Annotated in this window: 19 protein-coding genes; 7 read left to right on the top strand and 12 right to left on the bottom strand. The window is 69.9% G+C overall.

The window, feature by feature from the left end:
- The 7 genes from murB to VGE03_RS07500 all read right to left on the bottom strand — a co-directional run bounded on the left by murB (window position 1) and on the right by VGE03_RS07500 (window position 7,199).
- A complete protein-coding gene (gene murB, locus VGE03_RS07530; RefSeq protein WP_331045861.1) occupies window positions 1–906 on the bottom strand; it encodes a UDP-N-acetylmuramate dehydrogenase in 906 nt (301 codons plus the stop codon).
- Entirely contained in the window at window positions 903–2,333 is a 1,431-nt protein-coding gene (murC, locus tag VGE03_RS07525; RefSeq protein ID WP_331045860.1) for a UDP-N-acetylmuramate--L-alanine ligase, read from the bottom strand. Before murC ends, murB begins: the two co-directional genes overlap by 4 nt.
- A gap of 252 nt (window positions 2,334–2,585) precedes the next feature.
- Window positions 2,586–3,251, bottom strand: a complete 666-nt coding sequence (scpB, locus tag VGE03_RS07520; RefSeq protein WP_331045859.1) for an SMC-Scp complex subunit ScpB — start codon at window positions 3,249–3,251, stop codon at window positions 2,586–2,588.
- A 4-nt stretch (window positions 3,252–3,255) separates the two neighbouring features.
- Window positions 3,256–4,083: a segregation and condensation protein A gene (locus VGE03_RS07515; RefSeq protein ID WP_331045858.1), complete on the bottom strand. Its 828-nt coding sequence runs from the start codon at window positions 4,081–4,083 to the stop codon at window positions 3,256–3,258.
- Window positions 4,084–4,086: 3 nt separating this feature from the next.
- Window positions 4,087–5,133 carry a beta-N-acetylhexosaminidase gene (gene nagZ / locus VGE03_RS07510; RefSeq protein ID WP_331045857.1) on the bottom strand — a complete coding sequence of 349 codons (1,047 nt, stop codon included), beginning with the start codon at window positions 5,131–5,133 and terminating at the stop codon, window positions 4,087–4,089.
- 6 nt (window positions 5,134–5,139) lie between these two features.
- Entirely contained in the window at window positions 5,140–5,889 is a 750-nt protein-coding gene (locus VGE03_RS07505) for an SPOR domain-containing protein (RefSeq protein WP_331045856.1), read from the bottom strand.
- An 80-nt stretch (window positions 5,890–5,969) separates the two neighbouring features.
- Window positions 5,970–7,199, bottom strand: a complete 1,230-nt coding sequence (locus VGE03_RS07500; RefSeq protein WP_331045855.1) for a deoxyguanosinetriphosphate triphosphohydrolase — start codon at window positions 7,197–7,199, stop codon at window positions 5,970–5,972.
- 10 nt (window positions 7,200–7,209) lie between these two features.
- On the opposite strand from VGE03_RS07500, the gene erpA reads away from it, so the two are divergent.
- Together erpA and VGE03_RS07490 are read left to right on the top strand one after the other, a co-directional pair.
- Complete coding sequence (erpA, locus tag VGE03_RS07495; RefSeq protein ID WP_331045854.1) at window positions 7,210–7,587, top strand: iron-sulfur cluster insertion protein ErpA; 378 nt, start codon at window positions 7,210–7,212, stop codon at window positions 7,585–7,587.
- A gap of 128 nt (window positions 7,588–7,715) precedes the next feature.
- The gene (locus tag VGE03_RS07490) at window positions 7,716–9,527 is read left to right on the top strand and encodes a methyl-accepting chemotaxis protein (RefSeq protein WP_331045853.1); all 1,812 of its coding nucleotides are present in this window, start codon (window positions 7,716–7,718) and stop codon (window positions 9,525–9,527) included.
- A 167-nt stretch (window positions 9,528–9,694) separates the two neighbouring features.
- Here the strand turns inward: VGE03_RS07490 and VGE03_RS07485 are convergent, their stop codons facing one another.
- From VGE03_RS07485 to VGE03_RS07475, 3 genes are read right to left on the bottom strand one after another with little or no spacing between them, the layout of a single operon-like run.
- Entirely contained in the window at window positions 9,695–10,453 is a 759-nt protein-coding gene (locus VGE03_RS07485; protein WP_331045852.1) for a 3-oxoacyl-ACP reductase, read from the bottom strand.
- A complete protein-coding gene (locus tag VGE03_RS07480) occupies window positions 10,453–11,778 on the bottom strand; it encodes a dihydroorotase (RefSeq protein ID WP_331045851.1) in 1,326 nt (441 codons plus the stop codon). The genes VGE03_RS07485 and VGE03_RS07480 overlap by 1 nt, the downstream gene beginning before the upstream one ends.
- 56 nt (window positions 11,779–11,834) lie before the next feature.
- A complete protein-coding gene (locus VGE03_RS07475; protein WP_331045850.1) occupies window positions 11,835–12,788 on the bottom strand; it encodes a glycosyltransferase family 9 protein in 954 nt (317 codons plus the stop codon).
- 99 nt (window positions 12,789–12,887) lie between these two features.
- Here VGE03_RS07475 and VGE03_RS07470 point away from each other — a divergent pair, with 99 nt between their 5' ends.
- The 4 genes from VGE03_RS07470 to VGE03_RS07455 all read left to right on the top strand — a co-directional run bounded on the left by VGE03_RS07470 (window position 12,888) and on the right by VGE03_RS07455 (window position 16,884).
- Window positions 12,888–13,439 (top strand): hypothetical protein, encoded by a 552-nt coding sequence (locus tag VGE03_RS07470; RefSeq protein WP_331045849.1) that lies wholly within the window; start codon window positions 12,888–12,890, stop codon window positions 13,437–13,439.
- Window positions 13,440–13,623: 184 nt separating this feature from the next.
- Entirely contained in the window at window positions 13,624–14,430 is an 807-nt protein-coding gene (locus VGE03_RS07465; RefSeq protein ID WP_331045848.1) for a folate-binding protein YgfZ, read from the top strand.
- 61 nt (window positions 14,431–14,491) lie between these two features.
- Window positions 14,492–15,682 carry an acetyl-CoA C-acyltransferase gene (locus VGE03_RS07460; RefSeq protein ID WP_331045847.1) on the top strand — a complete coding sequence of 397 codons (1,191 nt, stop codon included), beginning with the start codon at window positions 14,492–14,494 and terminating at the stop codon, window positions 15,680–15,682.
- 212 nt (window positions 15,683–15,894) lie between these two features.
- Window positions 15,895–16,884 carry an alpha/beta hydrolase gene (locus VGE03_RS07455; RefSeq protein WP_331045846.1) on the top strand — a complete coding sequence of 330 codons (990 nt, stop codon included), beginning with the start codon at window positions 15,895–15,897 and terminating at the stop codon, window positions 16,882–16,884.
- A gap of 4 nt (window positions 16,885–16,888) precedes the next feature.
- Here the strand turns inward: VGE03_RS07455 and VGE03_RS07450 are convergent, their stop codons facing one another.
- Both VGE03_RS07450 and VGE03_RS07445 read right to left on the bottom strand, forming a co-directional pair.
- The gene (locus tag VGE03_RS07450) at window positions 16,889–17,125 is read right to left on the bottom strand and encodes a helix-turn-helix transcriptional regulator (protein ID WP_331045845.1); all 237 of its coding nucleotides are present in this window, start codon (window positions 17,123–17,125) and stop codon (window positions 16,889–16,891) included.
- Entirely contained in the window at window positions 17,125–17,622 is a 498-nt protein-coding gene (locus tag VGE03_RS07445) for a DUF2975 domain-containing protein (RefSeq protein ID WP_331045844.1), read from the bottom strand. The genes VGE03_RS07450 and VGE03_RS07445 overlap by 1 nt, the downstream gene beginning before the upstream one ends.
- Before the next feature lie 86 nt (window positions 17,623–17,708).
- Here VGE03_RS07445 and VGE03_RS07440 point away from each other — a divergent pair.
- On the top strand, window positions 17,709–18,021 hold a 313-nt coding region (locus tag VGE03_RS07440; protein ID WP_331045843.1), incomplete at its 3' end, for an ATP-binding cassette domain-containing protein.

Here is an 18,021-nt window from a genome sequence, read left to right as displayed (position 1 = left end):
TCAGGCCTTCCGGCCGATCCGCTTGATCTCCCAGTCCAGCTGGACGCCGGTCTTGGCCTTCACGTCGGCGCGGACGGCCTCGCCCAGCCCCTCGATGTCGGCGGCGGTCGCCTCGCCGGGGTTGATCATGAAGTTGGAGTGCAGGTCGCTGAACATGGCCCCGCCGCCGTTCACGACGTGCAGCTTGCCGCGCCAGCCCGCTTCATCGACCAGCTTCCACGAGGAGTGGCCTTCGGGATTCTTGAAGGTCGAGCCGCCGGTCTTCTCGCGGATCGGCTGGGTGGTCTCGCGGCGGCTGGTGATCTCGTTGATCTTCGCCGTGACGGCCTCGGGATCGGCGGGCGTCCCGCGATAGACGGCCTCGACCCAGATGATCTCGTTCTCCGGCACGACCGAGTGCCGATAGGTGTAGCCGAAGTCGGCCAACGCATAGTCCACGCGCTCGCCCGACCGGGTCAGGCCCCAGGCCGAGACCAGCACATCCTTGGTCTCCGCGCCGTAGCAGCCCGCGTTCATGGTCAGGGCGCCGCCGATGGTGCCCGGAATGCCCGCATAGAACTCCAGCCCGCCGATGCCCGCTTTCGCGCTGGCCTTGGCGACCATGCTGTCCAGCGCGCCCGCGCCCGCCGTGATGGTGTCGCCCTCGGTCGTGATCTGGGCCCACGGACGCCCCGCCAGCCGGATCACCACGCCCTCGACCCCGCCGTCCCGCACGATGACGTTGGAGCCGACGCCGAGAACGGTCACCGGCACAGCCGGGTCCAGCGCTTTCAGGAAGTCGGCCAGATCATCGGCGTCCGCCGGGATGAACAGCGCATCCGCCGTCCCGCCGACCCGGAACCAGGTGTACGGCCCCAGCGGCTCGTTCAGCAGCAGCTTGCCGCGGACTTCGGGGTACTGGCTCAAGACAGCGCCTCCAGCTGCGCCGGCAGGGCGTAGGCCCAGCTGGTGATGTCGCCGGCGCCCAGCAGGACAACCAGGTCGCCCGGCTTCGCCTCTTCCTTGATGGCGCGCGGCAGGACGGCGGCGTTCTCCAGCGGCTGGACATGCCGATGCCCGAAGCGGCGGATGCCGTCGACCAGCGCATGCTTATCCACGCCCTCGATGGGGCTTTCGCCCGCCGGATAGACGTCGGCGACGATGACGGCGTCCGCGTCCGAGAAGCAGGTGGAGAACTCCTCCATCAGGTCGCGGAGGCGGGTGTAGCGGTGCGGCTGGACCACCGCGATGACCCGGCCCTCGGCCACCTGACGGGCGGCCTTCAGCACGGCGGCGATCTCGACCGGGTGGTGACCGTAGTCGTCGATGACCCGCACGCCGCCGGCCACGCCCGTGGTGGTGAAGCGGCGCTTCACCCCGCCGAACCCGGCCAGACCGGCCTTGATCGCCTCGTCCGACACGTCCAGCTCGCGCGCCACGGCGATGGCGGCCAGGGCGTTGGAGACATTGTGCCAGCCGGCCATCGGCAGGTGCAGGCCCTCGATACGGACGGGCTCGTCCAGCGCGGCCAGGCCCTGCTGCTGGATCACCACGTCGAAGCGGCAGCCGTCCGGGCCCATGTCGCAGTTCTCGGCGCGGACCATGGCCTGCGGGTTCAGGCCGTAGGTGACCAGACGCCGGTTATCGATGGAGGCCACGAGGCGCTGGACCTCGGGGTGGTCCAGACAGACCGCCGCGAAGCCGTAGAAGGGGATGTTCTCGACGAAGTCCACGAAGGCCTTCCGGACGCCGTCGAAGTCGCCGTAGTGATCCAGATGCTCGGGATCGATGTTGGTTACGATGGCCACCGTCGACTTCAGGCGCAGGAAGCTGCCGTCGCTCTCGTCGGCCTCGACCACGATCCAGTCGCCGTCGCCGACCTTGGCGTTGGTGCCGTAGGCGTTGATGATCCCGCCGTTGACCACCGTCGGGTCCAGACCGGCGGCGTCCAGCAGGGCCGCGACCATCGAGGTCGTCGTCGTCTTGCCGTGGGTGCCCCCGACCGCGATCGAGAACTGCAGCCGCATCAGCTCGGCCAGCATCTCGGCCCGGCGGACCAGCGGGATGCGGCGCTCGCGGGCGGCCATCATCTCCGGGTTCGAGGCCTTCACCGCCGTCGAATAGACCACCGCCGACACGCCCTCGCCCACATGGGCGGCGTCATGGCCGATGAAGATCTTGGCGCCCAGCTTCTCCAGCCGCTCGGTATTGGCCGAGGCCTTGGCGTCCGAGCCCTGCACCGAATAGCCGATCTTCAGCATGATCTCGGCGATGCCGCTCATGCCGATGCCGCCGATACCGACGAAGTGGACAGGACCGAGGTCGAACGGAACGGGGCGAAGGCGAGCGATCATCGAAGCGGGTTAGCAGGGGTTTGGGCGGAATGCATCACCTTCGGACGGCGAGCCGGGAAAGTGGCTAGTGGTTAGTGATTGGTGGTTCGATGCCGCCACCAGCGTTGCGAGACCACAGCCGTGCGTGACGCCGCCACCCACTAATCACTAATCACTAGCCACTAGCCACTAGCCACTAGCCACTAGCCACTAGCCACTAGCCACTTGGCCGCGCCGACGCCGAATAGCCAAGCGCCGCCGCCAATCCCGCCCTCAGTCCTCCGACACGAAGTCCTGCGCGAACTCCGGCGAGTCCTCGTCCCCCGGCAGCAGGGGCGTTTCGTCGTCGCCGTCGCCCGAGCGGGTCGGATCGGGCACCTCGAAGCCGACGGGGATGGACAGGTCCAGCAGGCCCGCGGCCTTCATCTCCTGCACGCCCGGCAGGTCGTAGAGGCTGGCCAGGCTGAAGTGCTCCAGGAACCTGTCGGCGGTCGCATAGGTCACCGGACGACCCGGCGTGCGGCGCCGACCCTTCAGCTTCACGAAGCCCATCTCCAGCAGCAGGTCCAGCGTCCCCTTGGACAGGGAGACGCCGCGCACGCTCTCGATCTCGGCGCGGGTGCAGGGCTGGTGGTAGGCGATGATGGCGAGGGTCTCGAGCGCGGCCTTGGACAGGCGGCGCGGCTCCTCGCGCTCCTCGGTCATCATGAAGCTGAGGTCGGCGGCGGTGCGGAAGCGCCAGCGGTCGGCCACGCACTCCAGCTCCACGCCCCGGTTCTGATACCGCTCGCGCAGCGCCGAGATGGCCCCGCCCACATCCGCGCCCTCGGGCAGGCGGCGCGCGATCTCGGCCGCCGACAGCGGTCCGGCGGCGGCGAACAGAAGCGCCTCGACGCGGCGTTCGATCTCCAGATCGTCAGGGGCGAAGGTCAGGCTCATCGGATCAGTTCGGGGTCAGTTCCAGCGGCAATCCCTTGCCACGGCGCTTGAGGAAGATTTCAGCGAAGGCCTCGGCCTGTTTCACATCCATGGCCCCCTCCTTCACCAGCTCCAGACTGGCCGACAGGGTCGAGGCTGTATAGCTGGCCTGTGTCGGCCCCTCCTCGTCCTCGTACTTCTCGGGCGCGACGCGATGGAGCGGGGTCCACTCCTCCATGCGCGGCAGGATCTCGCGCAGCCAGTCGCGCGCGGCCTCCAGCTGGAAGGCCTCGACCCGCTGGCCGGGATTGTAGCGCCGCAGTTCCTCGCGCCGCCGCTGGGTCACATAGGCGGCCATCAGCTCGTACAGGCTGGCGTCGATACGGTCGGACGGGATGATGACGGTGGCCTCGGGGTCGCCGCGGGTGAAGACATCGCGCTTCAGTTGGGGGCGCGACTGGATCGCCTCCACCGCCCGCCGCATGGCCTCCAGCTTCTGCAGCCGGAAGGCCAGCGCCGCCGCCATTTCCTCCGCCGGGACCTCGTCCGCCTTGCCCTTCTCGTTGCGGGGCAGCAGCAGCCGCGACTTCAGGTAGGCCAGCCAGGACGCCATCACGAGATAGTCGGCGGCCAGCGAGAAGTTGCGACGGCGGGCCTCGTGCACGAAGGCCAGATACTGTTCCGCCAGACGGGTGATGGACAGCTTCAGCAGGTCCACCTTCTGCGTCCGGGCCAGCGCCAGCAGGACGTGCAGCGGACCTTCATAGCCCTCCAGATCGACCACGAAGGCGTCGCGGGTGTCGACCTGCTCGGCCGCCGCGAAGTCGAGGTTGGGCTGGAAGGCGTCCGTCACCCGTCAGGCCTCCGCCACATCCGGCCCCTTGGCCGCATCCAGCCGTCCGGTCAGCGCCGCGTCGAAGCGGTCGCGGGCCTCGCGATAGTCCAGCGGCTCGGGCGTATGGACGATCCGGGCCAGGGCCGCGTCGGCGCGGCGCTTGGCGCCGCCCTTCAGCTTGCCGGTCCCCTCGGCGACCTGACGCATCTCGTCCAGAACGCCGTTCCAGTGGATCACCAGATCGCATCCGGCCTTCAGCGACTTCTCGGCCCGTTCGGTCAGGGTGCCCGACAGGGCGTTCATGACCAGATCGTCCGACAGCAGCAGGCCGTTGAAGCCCAGTCGCTCGCGGATCAGCCTGATCGCCTTCCTCGACTGGGTCGCCGGATGCTTCCGGTCGATGGCGGTGAAGACGATGTGGGCCGTCATGCCGATCGGCATGTCGGACAGCGCCCTGAACGGCGCGAAGTCCCACGCGTCCAGCGTCTCCAGATCGGCGTGGACCGTCGGCAGTTCCTTGTGGGTGTCGGCGAAGGCGCGGCCGTGGCCGGGCATGTGCTTGATCACCGGCAGGACCCCGCCCGCCAGCAGCCCCTCGGCCGCCGCGCGGCCCAGCTGGGCCACCGTCTCCGGGCCGCGGGCCCAGGCGCGGTCGCCGATGATGTCGTGGGCGCCGGGCACCGGCACGTCCAGCACCGGGGCGCAGTCGATGTTGATCCCGACCGCCTTCAGCTCGTGCGCCATCAGGCGGCCGCCCAGCCGGACCAGTTCGCGGGCCGCCAGCGGATCATTGGTCGCCTTCAGATAGGCTTCGGCGGGCGGATATTTCGGCCAGTGCGGCGGCCCCATCCGCTGGACCCGGCCGCCCTCCTGATCGATCAGGATCGGGGTCTTGTCGTCACCGCCGATGCAGTCGCGCAGCTCATCGGTCAGGGCGCGCAGCTGGTCCGGGCTGTCCACGTTGCGGCGGAACAGGATGAAGCCCCACGGCCGGGTGTCGGCGAAGAAGGCCTTCTCCTCCGCCGTCAGCCGATGGCCGTGACAGCCGTAGATCGCCGCGGACGTCACCGGGCGTCAGCGCACGATGCAGTCGCCGCCGCCCGACTTGATGGCGGTGCACAGGCTGGTCGCCTGTTCACGGCTCAGGCCGGTCACGGTGGTGCGGTACAGGGTGGAGCCCGACGACGAGGTCACTTCCTGAACCCGGCGGCTGCCTCCACGGGTCAGCGAGGGGTAGCGGCCGACGACCTGGTTGTACTCGCGCTCGGCGATGGCAGGGGTCGAGAAGGCGCCGATCTGGACGCCCGAGGTTCCGCCGGCGGCGGGCGCGGGCGTCGGGGCGGGCTCGGTCTTCGCGGGCGGCGGCGTGGTCGCGGCGGGCGGCGCCGTCGGGGTCTCGACCGGCTGCGGCAGCGGGCGCGGCTGGACCGTCTCGGGCGGCGGCACGAAGGTCGGGGGCGTGGTCGGGTTTTCGGCGTCCGAATAGACGTCGATGCCCGCTTCCGGATCGACCGGCTGGGCGTCGACCGGCACATCGCCCTTCATCTCGCCGACCGGCGTGCCGACGGCAGGCGGCGCCTTGTCGGGATTGGCCGAATCCCACGGCCGCAGCACCAGCACCGCGACGATGATGGCCAGCAGGACGGCGATGCTGATGATCAGGGTCAGCGGCGGCGTCTTGCCGCCTCCGCCCACGGGGCCGTGCCCGCCGCCCCGGCGCGCGTCGTAGCCGCCGCGATCGAACGGCAGATCATCCTCGGTCGGCGGCGTATAGGCGCCGCGGTCGCGACCCGGGTTGGGACGATAGGGATCTTCGTGGGACATGGCCGCGCCTCAGGAACCTCGCCGACAGCGAATCGCCCGCGTCGGCCAACTACTCTACCCGTCCCAGCGGACCTTACGAATCACAGATCCAGCGCGAGGTCGAGGCTGAACAGCTTCCTGTGCTCCTCGATCGCATAGCGGTCGGTCATGCCGGCGATGTAGTCGCAGACGGCGCGGGCGCGCCGCGTCTCGTCGCCGCCGCGAGCCGGTTTCGACCACTCCGGGGGCATGGTCTCCGGCTCGGCCATGAACAGGTGGAACATCTCGGACAGGATGCGCCGCGCCTGGCTGCGGGTGCGGTTGACCCGGTAGTGGCGGTACATCCGCTCGAACAGGAATTTCCGCAGCACGCCGAGATCGGCCAGCATGGCCGGCGAGAAGGCGACCAGCGTCCGCGAGGCGGTGCGCACGTCTTCGGTCGAGCGGATGTTGTCCGCCTCGATCCGACGCCCCGTCTCGGCCAGCACGTCCTCGACCATGACGCCGATCATCCGGCGCACGGCCTCGATGCGGACCATGCGCTCGTCGATATCGGGCCAGTCGGCGCGAACGCCGTGCAGGACCGGTCCGATCAGCGGCACCTCCATCAAATCGGCCAGGGTGAACAGGCCGGCCTGTACCCCGTCGTCGACGTCGTGGTTGTTGTAGGCGATGTCGTCCGCGATCGCCGCCGCCTGCGCCTCCAGCGAGGCGAAGCTGTCCAGCCGCAGGTCCCAGCCCGGGGCATAGTCGGCGATGGCCTTCCACGCCGGCTCATCCAGGCGGTGGCTGACGGGGCCGTTGTGCTTGACCACCCCCTCGACGGTTTCCCAGCTCAGGTTGAGGCCGTCGAACTGCGGATAGCGGTGCTCCAGCTTGGTCACCACGCGGAAGGTCTGGACGTTGTGGTCGAACCCGCCCCACGCGGCCATGCAGGCCTGGAGCTCGTCCTCGCCCGCGTGACCGAAGGGCGGATGGCCCAGATCGTGGGCCAGGGCCACCGTCTCGGCCAGATCGGTATCCAGCCGCAGGGCATGGGCCAGCGACCGGGCGATCTGCGCCACCTCGAGGCTGTGGGTCAGCCGGGTGCGGTAGTGGTCGCCCTCGTGCGCGACGAAGACCTGGGTCTTTTCCTTCAGGCGGCGGAAGGCGGTCGCATGGATGATGCGGTCCCGGTCGCGGGCGAAGGCGTTGCGGGTGCGGCTGATGGGCTCGGGCGACAGCCGGCCACGGCTGTGCTCGGGATATTCGGCGTAAGGCGCGCGGTCAGGGATCAAGTTCGGCTGCTCATTCGCTCGTGCGCCCTTTGCGAACGACCGTCCGCGCCTCATATAGGCCCGCGTGAGCACCGTCCAATCCGCCCCGACCTTCACCGTCTCCGCCCCCACGGGCGGGCATGGCCTGACCCTGTCCGAAAGCGCCGCCCGCCGGTTGGCGAAACTGGGCGAGGCCGAAGGGCGCGCGGTGGTGCTGCGGGTCGCCGTCGACGGCGGCGGCTGCTCGGGCTTCCAGTACCGTTTCGAGCTGATCGAGGCGGGCGACGCCGACGACATCCGCATCGAGACCGACGGTCAGGCGGCGGTCGTCGACCCCGTCTCCCTGCCCTTCCTCAAGGGCTCCGAGATCGCCTTCGTCGATGATCTGGCCGGCGCGCAGTTCGTGGTGCGCAACCCGAACGCGGCCTCCAGCTGCGGCTGCGGCGTCAGCTTCTCCATCTGAAACAAAGCTCTGCGGCGATCGACCGCAGTTACGTGATTCACCGTAAACGCCCGTGAACCTCACGGTCAGGCCTGTCGTGCTTGAGGGGTCACAAGCGCCGCTTTCCTGGCCTTGTTCCCGGTACGACAATGAAGATCAGCTCCCTGTCGCTCTCCACGAAGACGGCCCTGATGGTCATCGCCGCCCTCGGCGTGCTGACCCTCTCCCTGATGGGCGTCGCCTCGATCCTGCTGTCGCGGGACGCGGCCGAACGGGCCGCCGAGCGGCAGGAAACCAACATGCGCGTCGCCTGGGACGTGCTGGCCGACTACGGCGAGGACTTCAGCGTCCAGGGCGACACCCTGATGGTCGGCGAGTTTCCGCTGAACGACTTCGTCGAGCCGGTGGACCGCATCAAGGCGCTGGTCGGGGGCACCGCGACGGTCTTCATGGGCGACATGCGGGTCACGACCAATGTCGTGAAGGATGACGGCTCCCGCGCCGTCGGAACCAAACTGAAGGCCGGCCCGGTGCACGACGCCGTCCTGCGCGACGGCAAGCCGTATCGCGGCAGCGCCGACATCCTCGGCAAGCCCTATTTCGTCGCCTACGACCCGATCAAGAACGCCGCCGGCGAGACCATCGGCGTGCTGTATGTCGGGGTCCCCAAGGCCGACTTCATGGCCTCGGTGAACCAGGTCATGATCGCCCTGTTCATCAGCGGCACGGTTGTGGCCCTGCTGATCCTCGGCGTCGCCCTGCTGCTGTCGCGCCGGATGTTCTCGCCGCTGAAGGCCCTGTGCGACCGCATGGAGAGCCTGCGCCAGGGCGACACCGATTTCGAGGCGCCGTGGGCGGCCCGGGGCGACGACATCGGCCACATCGCCCGCGCCGTGCTGGCCTTCCGCGACGCCGCCGTCCGCCAGCGCGAGGTCGAGGGCGAGGCCGAAGGCATGCGCGAGACGGCCCGGGCGTCCCGCATCGCCTCCGAAGCCGAGCGCGCCCGTCTGGCCGAGGAGGACGCCGTGGTCGTCGACGCCCTGGGCAAGGGCCTGTCGGCCCTGGCGCAAGGCGACCTGACCCATCGCATCGACGTGACCTTCGCCGAGCGCAGCCGCCAGCTGAAGGACGACTACAACGCCGCCATGGACGCCCTGTCCGACACCATGGGCGAGATCATCACCCTGACCGGCGCCATGCGCTCGGGCACGGCCGAGGTCAGCACCGCCACCGACGACCTGTCGCGCCGCACCGAGCGTCAGGCCGCCGCCCTGGAGGAGACCGCCGCCGCCCTGGACGAGATCACCGTCACGGTGAAGAAGACCGCCGAGGGCGCGCGCGCCGCCGCCGACATCACCAACGGCGCCCAGAAGGGGGCCGCGGAGCGCGAGCAGATCATCGCCGACACCACCGCCGCCATGGCGCAGATCGAGAGCACCTCGGGCCGGATCGGCGAGATCATCGGCGTCATCGACGAGATCGCCTTCCAGACCAATCTTCTGGCCCTGAACGCCGGGGTTGAGGCCGCCCGCGCCGGCGAGGCCGGTCGCGGCTTCGCCGTCGTCGCCTCGGAGGTCCGGGCCCTGGCCCAGCGCTCGGCCGACGCGGCCAAGGAGATCAAGGAGCTGATCGCCGCCTCCAGCGCCAGCGTCGGCGAAGGCGCCCAGTTGGTCGCCCGCACCGGCGGCGCCCTGACCGCCCTGATCGGGCAGGTGGCGAAGATCAACCAGCTGGCCGGCGAGATCGCCGCCTCGGCCAACGAGCAGGCCGTGGGGCTGGTCGAGATCAACACCGCCGTCAACCAGATGGACCAGACCACCCAGCAGAACGCCGCGATGGTCGAACAGACCACCGCCGCCAACCAGGCCCTGAGCTACGAGGCCGAACAGCTGGCCGGCCTGATCCAGCGCTTCCGCATCGCCGGCGGCTCGCCCCGTCAGGCGATGGCGCGGGCGGCCTGATCGGTCAAAACAAACTCTGGAAACTAAACAATAATTTCCAACACGACAGACTAAAGCGACCCGAGGCCCGGATGACTGCATGCGCAGTCTCCGGGCCTTTCTCTTTAGCGCTCCGCCCGTCCCGGATCAGCGCTGCGCGCTGTCCGGGATGACAAGGGGCCGGAGGCTCAGTCCCTGACCAGCCCGCCGTCGACGACGAGGTTCTGGCCGGTCACCGCCCGGCTCCAGGGCGAGGCGAAGAAGAGGACGGCGTCGGCGAACTCCTGCGGCGTCGTGACCGAGCGCAGCGGGGTCATGCCGGCGATCAGGTCGAAGACCGCTTCCGGGGTCGCCTTGCTGGCGTCGGTGGTGCGCAGCAGGCCGCCGGAGACCATGTTGACCGTGATCCCCTGCGGGCCGAGGTCGGCCGAGGCCGTGCGGGTCAGGCTGAGCAGGGCGGCCTTGGCGGCGGTGTAGTCGTGGTAGGGCACCACCGGGTTCTGGAACAGGTTGGTGCCGATGTTGATCACCCGGCCGAAGCCGTTGGCGGCCATGGCCGGCGTCGCGGCCTGGATGACGTTCAGGGCGCCGCGCACGACGGTGGCGAACTGGTCGTCGATCTCGGACCAGTCGAGGTCCTCGAACTTCGAGCGGGCGTCGCCGTTGAAGCTGTAGTCCAGCGCATTGTTGACCACGGTGGTCACCGGCGCGCCGAACACGTCCTCGGCCATGGCGACCATTTCGTACACCGCCTCGCGGTCGGTGACGTCGGCGCGGAAGGCGACGGCCTGTTCAGGGAACTCATCGACCAGCTCGCGGGCAGCGTCCTCGCTGGCGCGGAAATTGATGACCACCCGCGCGCCCTGCGCCGCGAAGGCCCGGATCACGGCGGCGCCGACGCCGCGCGCCCCGCCGGTGACGAGGACGATCTGTTCCGACAGTTGCATCAGGCGAGGGTCTCCTGGAAGCGGACCGGGCGGCCGTGGGCGGTCCCCTGCAGCTCGCTGTCGCGCATGACGATGCGGCCGCGCACGATGGTGGCCACGGCCTTGCCGGTGGCCTCGAAGCCGTCGAACGGGGTCCAGCCCGAGCGGGTGGCCATGTCCGCGTGCTTCAACACATGCTTCGCCTTCAGGTCGACGATGGTGAGGTCGCCGTCATAGCCCTCGGCCATCCGGCCCTTGCCGGCGATGCCGAAGACGCGGTTGGCGCCGTGGCTGGTCAGGTCGATGAAGCGGTCCAGCGTCAGGCGGCCGTTGGCGACGTGGGTCAGCATGACCGGCACCAGGGTCTGCACACCCGGCATGCCCGAGGGCGAGGCCGGATACGGACGGGCCTTCTCCTCCAGCGTATGGGGGGCGTGGTCCGAGCCCAGCACGTCGGCGACGCCCTGCCCCACCCCGCGCCACAGGCCGGCGATGTGATAGTTGTTGCGGATCGGCGGGTTCATCTGCGCCAGACCCTTGAGGCGGTCATAGGCCTCGTCCCCGTCCAGCGTCAGGTGCTGGGGCGTGACCTCGACGGTGGCGACGTCCTTGTGGCCCGCCAGGAACTCGATCTCCTCCGCCGTGGTGACGTGCAGCACGTGGATGCGGGCGCCGGTCTCCTTCGCCAGCCCGACGAGGCGGCGGGTGGACATGATGGCGCTCTCGGGGTCGCGGACCTCCGGGTGGCTGGTCCAGTCGCCGGTGCGGGCCAGCGGACGGCGCTCGACCAGACGGTATTCGTCCTCGGAGTGGAAGGTGGCGCGGCGCTTCACATGGCGCAGCACCTCGCGCACGCCGTCATCGTCGGCGACCAGAAGCGTGCCGGTCGAGGCGCCCATGAAGACTTTGACCCCGCAGCAGCCCGGCAGGCGCTCCAGATCGCCGAGGAACTTCGCGTTCTCGTGGGTGCCGCCGATGTAGAAGGCGTGGTCGGTCCACATGCGGTCGCGGGCGCGGGCCAGCTTGTCTTCCAGCGTGACCGGATCGGTGGTGTTCGGCTCGGTGTTCGGCATCTCGAACACGGCGGTGACCCCGCCCAGGGCCGCGGCGCGTGAACCGGTCTCCAGATCTTCCTTCCACTCGAGGCCGGGCTCGCGGAAATGGACCTGGGTGTCGATCACGCCCGGCAGGACCGTCAGTCCCGTGGCGTCGAACACCTCGCCCGCCGAGGCCTGCGACAGGTCCCCGATGAAGGCGATCTTGCCGTCGATGATGCCGACGTCGGCGAGGCCGCGTCCGGCGTGATTGGCGACTTCGCCGCCGCGAACGATCAGGTCGTAGGTCATGGGCTGCCTGAATAGTCGCAAACGCGACGGAAGGCAGGGGGCGCGCCGGAAAAAAGCTACCCCGCCCGCTCCGCCAGCACCTTCTTCGCGGCCTTCAGCATGCGGTCGGCGGGGACCTCGTTCATGTGCAGGATGGCCTGGTTAAGGCCGGGGTCGATCTTGCGGAACTCGTCGACCGAGCGCGGGCCGCGCACCACGACGCCGCCCCACGGGCCCCGCACCGTCTCGTCCGAGGGGCCGTAGGCCGCCACGACCGGCGCGCCCGCCGCCACGGCCAGCTGGGTCCACAGGGAGTCGCCGCCCAGATAGAGCTTCGCGCGCTCCAGCACCGCCAGCGCCTGCACCGGCGTCAGCTTGCCCGGCAATTCCGAGGTGCGATTGCGCGGCATGGCCAGACGGATGGTGTGGCTGGCGTCCTTGTCGGTCTCGCCGCCGAGGACGACCACCCGGCCGCCGGCCAGGGGGCCGTCATTGGTCAGGGTCGAGGCCAGGGTCGCATAGCGTTCGGACGGCCACTCGCGGCCCATCCACTCCGCGCCGGGCGCGATGACCAGCAGGGGCGCGCCGTCGCTCGGCAGCAGGGCGTCGACCGAGGCGCGGGTGGCGTCGGAGACGAACAGACGCGGCGGCGGAACCTCATCCAGATGCAGAACCCGGGCGGCCAGCTCGACCTTGTGAAAGCCCGCCTCGTCCTTGCCGCGCACGGCCCGCTTCTGGCGGCTGAGCTTGCCCGAGAAGGTGGTGCCGCGCATGTCGACGACCAGCCCCCACTTGATGGCGCGGACCTGGTTCCACAGGCCCAGCCAGTCCAGGCGGCCCTCCTTCTCCAGCACGATCAGCTTGTCGAGCCGGGGAGTGTCCGCAAACAGGGGCGCGCTCTTGGGCGAGCCGACGATGGTGAAGGTCGCCTGCGGCATGGCGTCGACCAGATAGGCCAGGACGCCCGACGACATCACGGCGTCTTCCGCGCCGGCTTCAGCGATGTAGAGAATGGGGAAACGGCCCGCCATGAGCCGGTTGTATACGGATTCTCGTCACGTCATCGGGACATCGGCGTGTGATGTCAGCAAGTTGTGGACGGACGGGCGTTTTCCGGCGAGGAGGTCCGCATGAGCCTTCCCCTTCTGCCCGGCCGCGAGTGCGGCGGCTGCGTCGAGTGCTGCCGCGTCATCCCGCTGGACCTGCCCGAACTGGCCAAGCCGACGGGCGAGCTGTGCGGCTACTGCGTCAACGGCGCGGGCTGCTCGGTGCACGCCATCCGGCCTCAGACCTGCCGGGTGTGGTTCTGCCTGTGGCGGGTCATCGAGCTGGACGACGGCTGGCGGCCGGACCGCAGCGGCGTGATCGTCCGCCCCGACGGGATCGACGAGGGGGTGATCACCCTGTTCGTCATCCGGCGCAGCGAGTTCTTGGCGTCGGAGGACTTCTTCGCCGTGGTCGCCGGCTGGCTGGCCGAGGGCATCGAGGTGGCGCTGAGCGTGCCGGGACCGGTCGGGACCTATCCCGCGCGGGCGGTGGTGACCGAGTGGTTGAGGCCGGCGGTCGAGGCAGGGGATTTTGAAGGGTTCGTCGGGCGGGTGGTGCGGTCGCTGGACAAGCTGGACCAGCACGACTGGCAGCCGGACGGGATCACGGCGCGGTATGCGGTGGGGGAGGTTTAGCCCTCTCCCGTCGGGAGAGGGAGGGGCCCACGCCGCAAGGCGTGGGAGGGAGTGGGGTCACGCGGCTGGCCGCGCCTGACTCCGCTTCAATCCTTCACACCCCCAAGCCCCACACCCTCCCACCGACTGCGTCGGCGGGCCCCTCCCTCTCCCCAAGGGAGAGGGAATTACCTATCTACCACCCATGACCACCCGTATCGCCCGCCTGACTTCCCGCGCCCTGATCCGGGTCAGCGGGCCGGACGCCAAGCCCTTCCTGCACAATCTGCTGACGCAGGATGTGGAGACGCTGGCCGAGGGCGAACTGCGGTTCGGCGCCCTGCTCTCTCCGCCCGGGCGGCTGTTGTTCGACCTGTTCCTCCTCGGCGAGGCCGACGGCGTGCTGCTGGACGTGGCGGCCGACCGGCGGGACGCCCTGATCCAGCGGCTGTCGATGTACAAACTCAGGGCCGATGTCGCCGTCGAGGCCGACGAGCGCCCGGTCCTCGTCGGCTGGAACGGCGCCGTCGAGGGGTTCGCGGTCGATCCGCGCGAACCGGCGCTGGGCGGGCGGCGCTATGGCGGCGAGGTCGAGGTCAATGCGACCGAGGATGACTGGCAGGCCCATCGCCTGCAGGTCGGGGCACCGGATCCGACGGCCGACGCGCCCGCCGACAAGACCTATCCGATCGAGGCCAATTTCGACGTGCTGAACGGCATCGACTTCCGGAAGGGCTGTTTCGTCGGCCAGGAGACAACCTCGCGCATGAAGCGGCGCGGGACCATCAAGAACCGGATGATGCCGCTGGAATTCGACGGCCCCGCCCCGGCGTTCGGCGCGGAGGTGCTGAACGGCGAACTGCGCGCCGGCGAGGTGCTGAGCGGACGCGACGGGATCGCCATGGCGCTGGTGCGGGTCGACCGGCTGGACGGAGAGTTGACCGTGGACGGGCGTGCTGTACGGGTGCGCCGCCCCGACTGGCTGCCCGAGTGGGCGCCGTCCGAAGGCTAGGGACCGGACTTGCGTCCAGCGACGAAAGCGCCGATCTAGCCGTCGTAAGTTTTTTTAGAGGATGCTCTCGATGTCCGATCCCGTCGTCATCTGTTCCTTCGCCCGCACGCCCATGGGCGGCTTCCAGGGCGCGCTGTCGGGCGTGAAGGCCACCGAACTGGGCGCCGTCGCGGTCAAGGCCGCCGTCGCGCGCGCGGGCGTCGCGCCGGAGAAGGTCGAGCAGATCTACATGGGCTGCGTCCTGCCCGCCGGCCTGGGTCAGGCCCCGGCCCGTCAGGCGGCGCTGGGCGCCGGCCTCGGCCAGCACGTCGAGGCGACGACCGTGAACAAGATGTGCGGCTCGGGCCTGCAGGCCGTGATGATGGCCGCCGACGCGATCAAGGCCGGGTCGGCCGACATCATCGTGGCGGGCGGCATGGAGTCGATGACCGGCGCCCCCTACCTGATGAACAAGCACCGCGGCGGCGCCCGCATCGGCCACGACGTCATCATCGACTCGATGATGATGGACGGGCTGGAAGACGCCTATTCGCCCGGCAAGCCGATGGGCAGCTTCGCCCAGGACACGGCCAATGAGTACCAGTTCACCCGCGAGGACCAGGACGCCTACGCGATCGAGAGCCTGAGCCGCGCCAATGCGGCGGTCAGCGGCGGCGCCTTCGGCGGCGAGGTGGTTCCGGTCGAGGTCCAGACCCGCAAGGGGCCGGTCACGGTCAGCGAGGACGAACAGCCCGCCAAGGCCGATCCGTCGAAGATCCCGAACCTGAAGCCCGCCTTCGCCAGGGACGGCACCATCACCGCCGCCTCCTCGGCCTCGATCTCGGACGGCGCGGCCGCCGTGGTCGTGACGCGCGAGAGCGTCGCCAAGGCGCTGGGCCTGCCGGTTCTGGCCCGCATCGTCGGCCAGGCCGCCCACGCCCATGAGCCGGCCAGGTTCACCACCGCCCCGGTGCCCGCGATGCAGAAGGCGCTGGCGAAAGCGGGCTGGTCGGTCGAGGACGTGGACCTGTGGGAGGTCAACGAGGCCTTCGCCGTGGTGCCGATGATCGCCATGCGCGAGCTGGGCATCCCGCACGACAAGCTGAACGTCAACGGCGGCGCGACGGCGCTGGGCCACCCGATCGGCGCCTCGGGCGCGCGGGTGCTGGCGACCCTGCTGGCGGCGCTGAAGACGCGGGGCGGGACGAAGGGCGTGGCCAGCCTGTGCATTGGCGGCGGCGAAGCCGTGGCGATGGCGGTGGAGCTGGCTTGAGTTGAGCTCGGCCTCTCCCTCCCCGTCCCGGGGAGGGATGTCGGCGCGAAGCGACGACAGGGTGGGGACGCTTCGGCGAGACAGGCGCTGTCTTGCCTAGCCCTCCCCACCCGGCTTCGCCTTCGGCTCAGCCACCCTCCCCGTCCCGGGGAGGGAGAACGCCTGTACCTTCACCCCCATCCGCCCTAGCCTCCCCTCCCGGAGGCACCCTCATGATCACCACTCGCAGAGGCGCGCTGGGCCTCGCCGCAGCCGCCGCGACGCCCCTTCCGGCGCTCGCCATGACACCGGTGTCGCAATCCGTATCTCAGGCGCTCGCGCCGCCGGATCCGACCGAGACGATCCGTCTGTGGCCCGGCGCGGCGCCGGGCGGGGAGCGGGTGACGGTCACGCCGGTGGTGACCGAGCGCTCGACCGATCCGGGCTTCCATGACCGGTTCGCCCGCTACACCACCGATCCGATCCTGACCGTCCTGCGGCCCGAGCGGCCGAACGGGGCCAGCCTGCTGCTGATCCCCGGCGGGGGCTACAAATGGGCGGTGGTGGACAAGGAGGGGCTGGACTGCGCGCGGGTGTTCGCGGCGGCGGGGATCACCTGTTTCGTACTGCGCTACCGCCTGCCCGCCGACGGCTGGGCGGCGGGGCCGGACGCGCCCCTGCAGGATGCGCAGCGCGCCTTGCGGATCGTACGCGCCCGCGCCGCCGCAGACGGCCTCGACCCGGCACGGGTGGCGGTGCTGGGCGCCTCGGCGGGCGGACATCTGGCCGGGATGCTGACGGCACGGACGGACCAGACCTACGCGGCGGTCGACGAGATCGACACCGTCTCCATGCGGCCCGACCTGTCGATCCTGCTCTATCCGGTGGCGACCATGGCCGACCCGCACGTCCACGCGGGCTCACGCAAGGAGATGCTGGGCGAGACGCCGTCGGCGGAGGCGATCACGCGCTATTCGCTGGAGCGGATGGACTGGACCGGCCGCCCGCCGGTTTTCCTGCTGCACGCCATGGATGACGAGGCCGTGCCGGTGGACAACAGCCTGCAACTGCTGCCGGCGATCCGTGCCGCGGGCGTGCCGGTGGAAGCGCACCTGTTCCAGGAGGGCGGCCACGGGTTCGGGATACGGCTGATCGCGGGCAAGCCGGCGGCGGTCTGGCCGGAACTGGTGCTGCGGTGGGGGCAGAGGCTGGGGTGGGTCTAGCGCCCTACTCCTCCTCATCCCCCAGCAGGTCCGCCGCGTCGAAGTCGTAGTCCAGCAGGTCGCCCGGCCTGCACTCCAGCGCCGCGCACAGCTTGGCCAGGGTCCGGAAGCGGATGCCCTTCACCTTGCCGGACCGGAACAGGGACAGTTGGGTTTCGCTGAGTCCGACCTGGGCGGCCAGGTCGCGGGCCTTGATGCCCTTGGCCACGATCAGGGCGTCGAGGGTTACGCGGACGGCCATCAGATCATTTCGTCCAGTTCAGCCTGGACGGCGCCGGCCTGATCCACGACCCGACCCAGCAGGAAAAGGGCGCCGCCGATCATGCCCAGGGTCATCCCCGCGACGTCGAAATGCAGATAGCCGCCCTTGGTGGAGCCGATCAGGCGCAGCAGGTTGGTGACGACGAAGACGCTGATGACGCCGCCGAAGCCGAGGGCCAGCCCGACCCGGCGCAGGGTCGCGGCCAGGGTGGGTTGGATCAACCGCCCCTTGGCCAGTTGCCCCATGCCGGCGCCGATCGACCAGACGCCGAACAGATAGCAAAGCGCCGGGGTGATCCAGATCACGGAGGCGGCGACCTCGCGCCCGCTGACCAACGCCGGGGCGCGCGCCCAAAGGGCGAGCGGGGCGATCAGGTTGGCCAGGGCCAACAGCAGCCCAACGCTGGCCACCATGAAGATCGCCAGCCAGCGGTACTGGCCGCACAGGCGGCGGAAGCGGTCGAGGTCTCGGGTCATGACGGGTTCCGATTCTGACGTTTCTTTAATCTTGACTTAAAGATCCGCGCTTCGCAACTTTATCTAAGAGTTAAACGGAGGCGGCGATGGCCGGAATGGTGGAGACGGAGGGGCTGTCGCGGCGCTTCGGCGCGCGAACGGCGGTGGACGGGGTGTCGATGATCGTGCCGGATCAGGCGGTCTATGGCTTTCTGGGCCGGAACGGCGCGGGCAAGACGACGACGTTGAAGATGCTGTTGGGCCTGATCCGGCCGTCGGCGGGCGCCGCGCGCGTCGGCGGCGTCGACGTGGCGCGCGACCGCATCGGCGCGGCGCGCAAGGTCGGGGCCTTGTTGGAGGCGCACGGCTTCTACGGCAACCTGACCGGGCGCGAGAACCTGGACATCAGCCGCCGCCTGC

This window comes from Brevundimonas sp., assembly GCF_036400995.1.
Classification (GTDB): Bacteria; Pseudomonadota; Alphaproteobacteria; order Caulobacterales; family Caulobacteraceae; genus Brevundimonas.
This window is presented reverse-complemented; position numbering and strand designations above follow the sequence as displayed.

Coding starts and splice junctions, on each gene's coding strand:
- VGE03_RS07460 (WP_331045847.1), top strand. CDS start 14,492: ATGCTCTCGATGTCCGATCCCGTCGTCATCTGTTCCTTCGCCCGCACG.
- VGE03_RS07450 (WP_331045845.1), bottom strand. CDS start 17,125: ATGGCCGTCCGCGTAACCCTCGACGCCCTGATCGTGGCCAAGGGCATC.
- VGE03_RS07470 (WP_331045849.1), top strand. CDS start 12,888: ATGAGCCTTCCCCTTCTGCCCGGCCGCGAGTGCGGCGGCTGCGTCGAG.
- VGE03_RS07480 (WP_331045851.1), bottom strand. CDS start 11,778: ATGACCTACGACCTGATCGTTCGCGGCGGCGAAGTCGCCAATCACGCC.
- VGE03_RS07500 (WP_331045855.1), bottom strand. CDS start 7,199: ATGAGGCGCGGACGGTCGTTCGCAAAGGGCGCACGAGCGAATGAGCAG.
- VGE03_RS07455 (WP_331045846.1), top strand. CDS start 15,895: ATGATCACCACTCGCAGAGGCGCGCTGGGCCTCGCCGCAGCCGCCGCG.
- VGE03_RS07465 (WP_331045848.1), top strand. CDS start 13,624: ATGACCACCCGTATCGCCCGCCTGACTTCCCGCGCCCTGATCCGGGTC.
- VGE03_RS07505 (WP_331045856.1), bottom strand. CDS start 5,889: ATGTCCCACGAAGATCCCTATCGTCCCAACCCGGGTCGCGACCGCGGC.
- VGE03_RS07445 (WP_331045844.1), bottom strand. CDS start 17,622: ATGACCCGAGACCTCGACCGCTTCCGCCGCCTGTGCGGCCAGTACCGC.
- VGE03_RS07490 (WP_331045853.1), top strand. CDS start 7,716: ATGAAGATCAGCTCCCTGTCGCTCTCCACGAAGACGGCCCTGATGGTC.
- VGE03_RS07485 (WP_331045852.1), bottom strand. CDS start 10,453: ATGCAACTGTCGGAACAGATCGTCCTCGTCACCGGCGGGGCGCGCGGC.
- scpB (WP_331045859.1), bottom strand. CDS start 3,251: ATGAGCCTGACCTTCGCCCCTGACGATCTGGAGATCGAACGCCGCGTC.
- murC (WP_331045860.1), bottom strand. CDS start 2,333: ATGATCGCTCGCCTTCGCCCCGTTCCGTTCGACCTCGGTCCTGTCCAC.
- VGE03_RS07475 (WP_331045850.1), bottom strand. CDS start 12,788: ATGGCGGGCCGTTTCCCCATTCTCTACATCGCTGAAGCCGGCGCGGAA.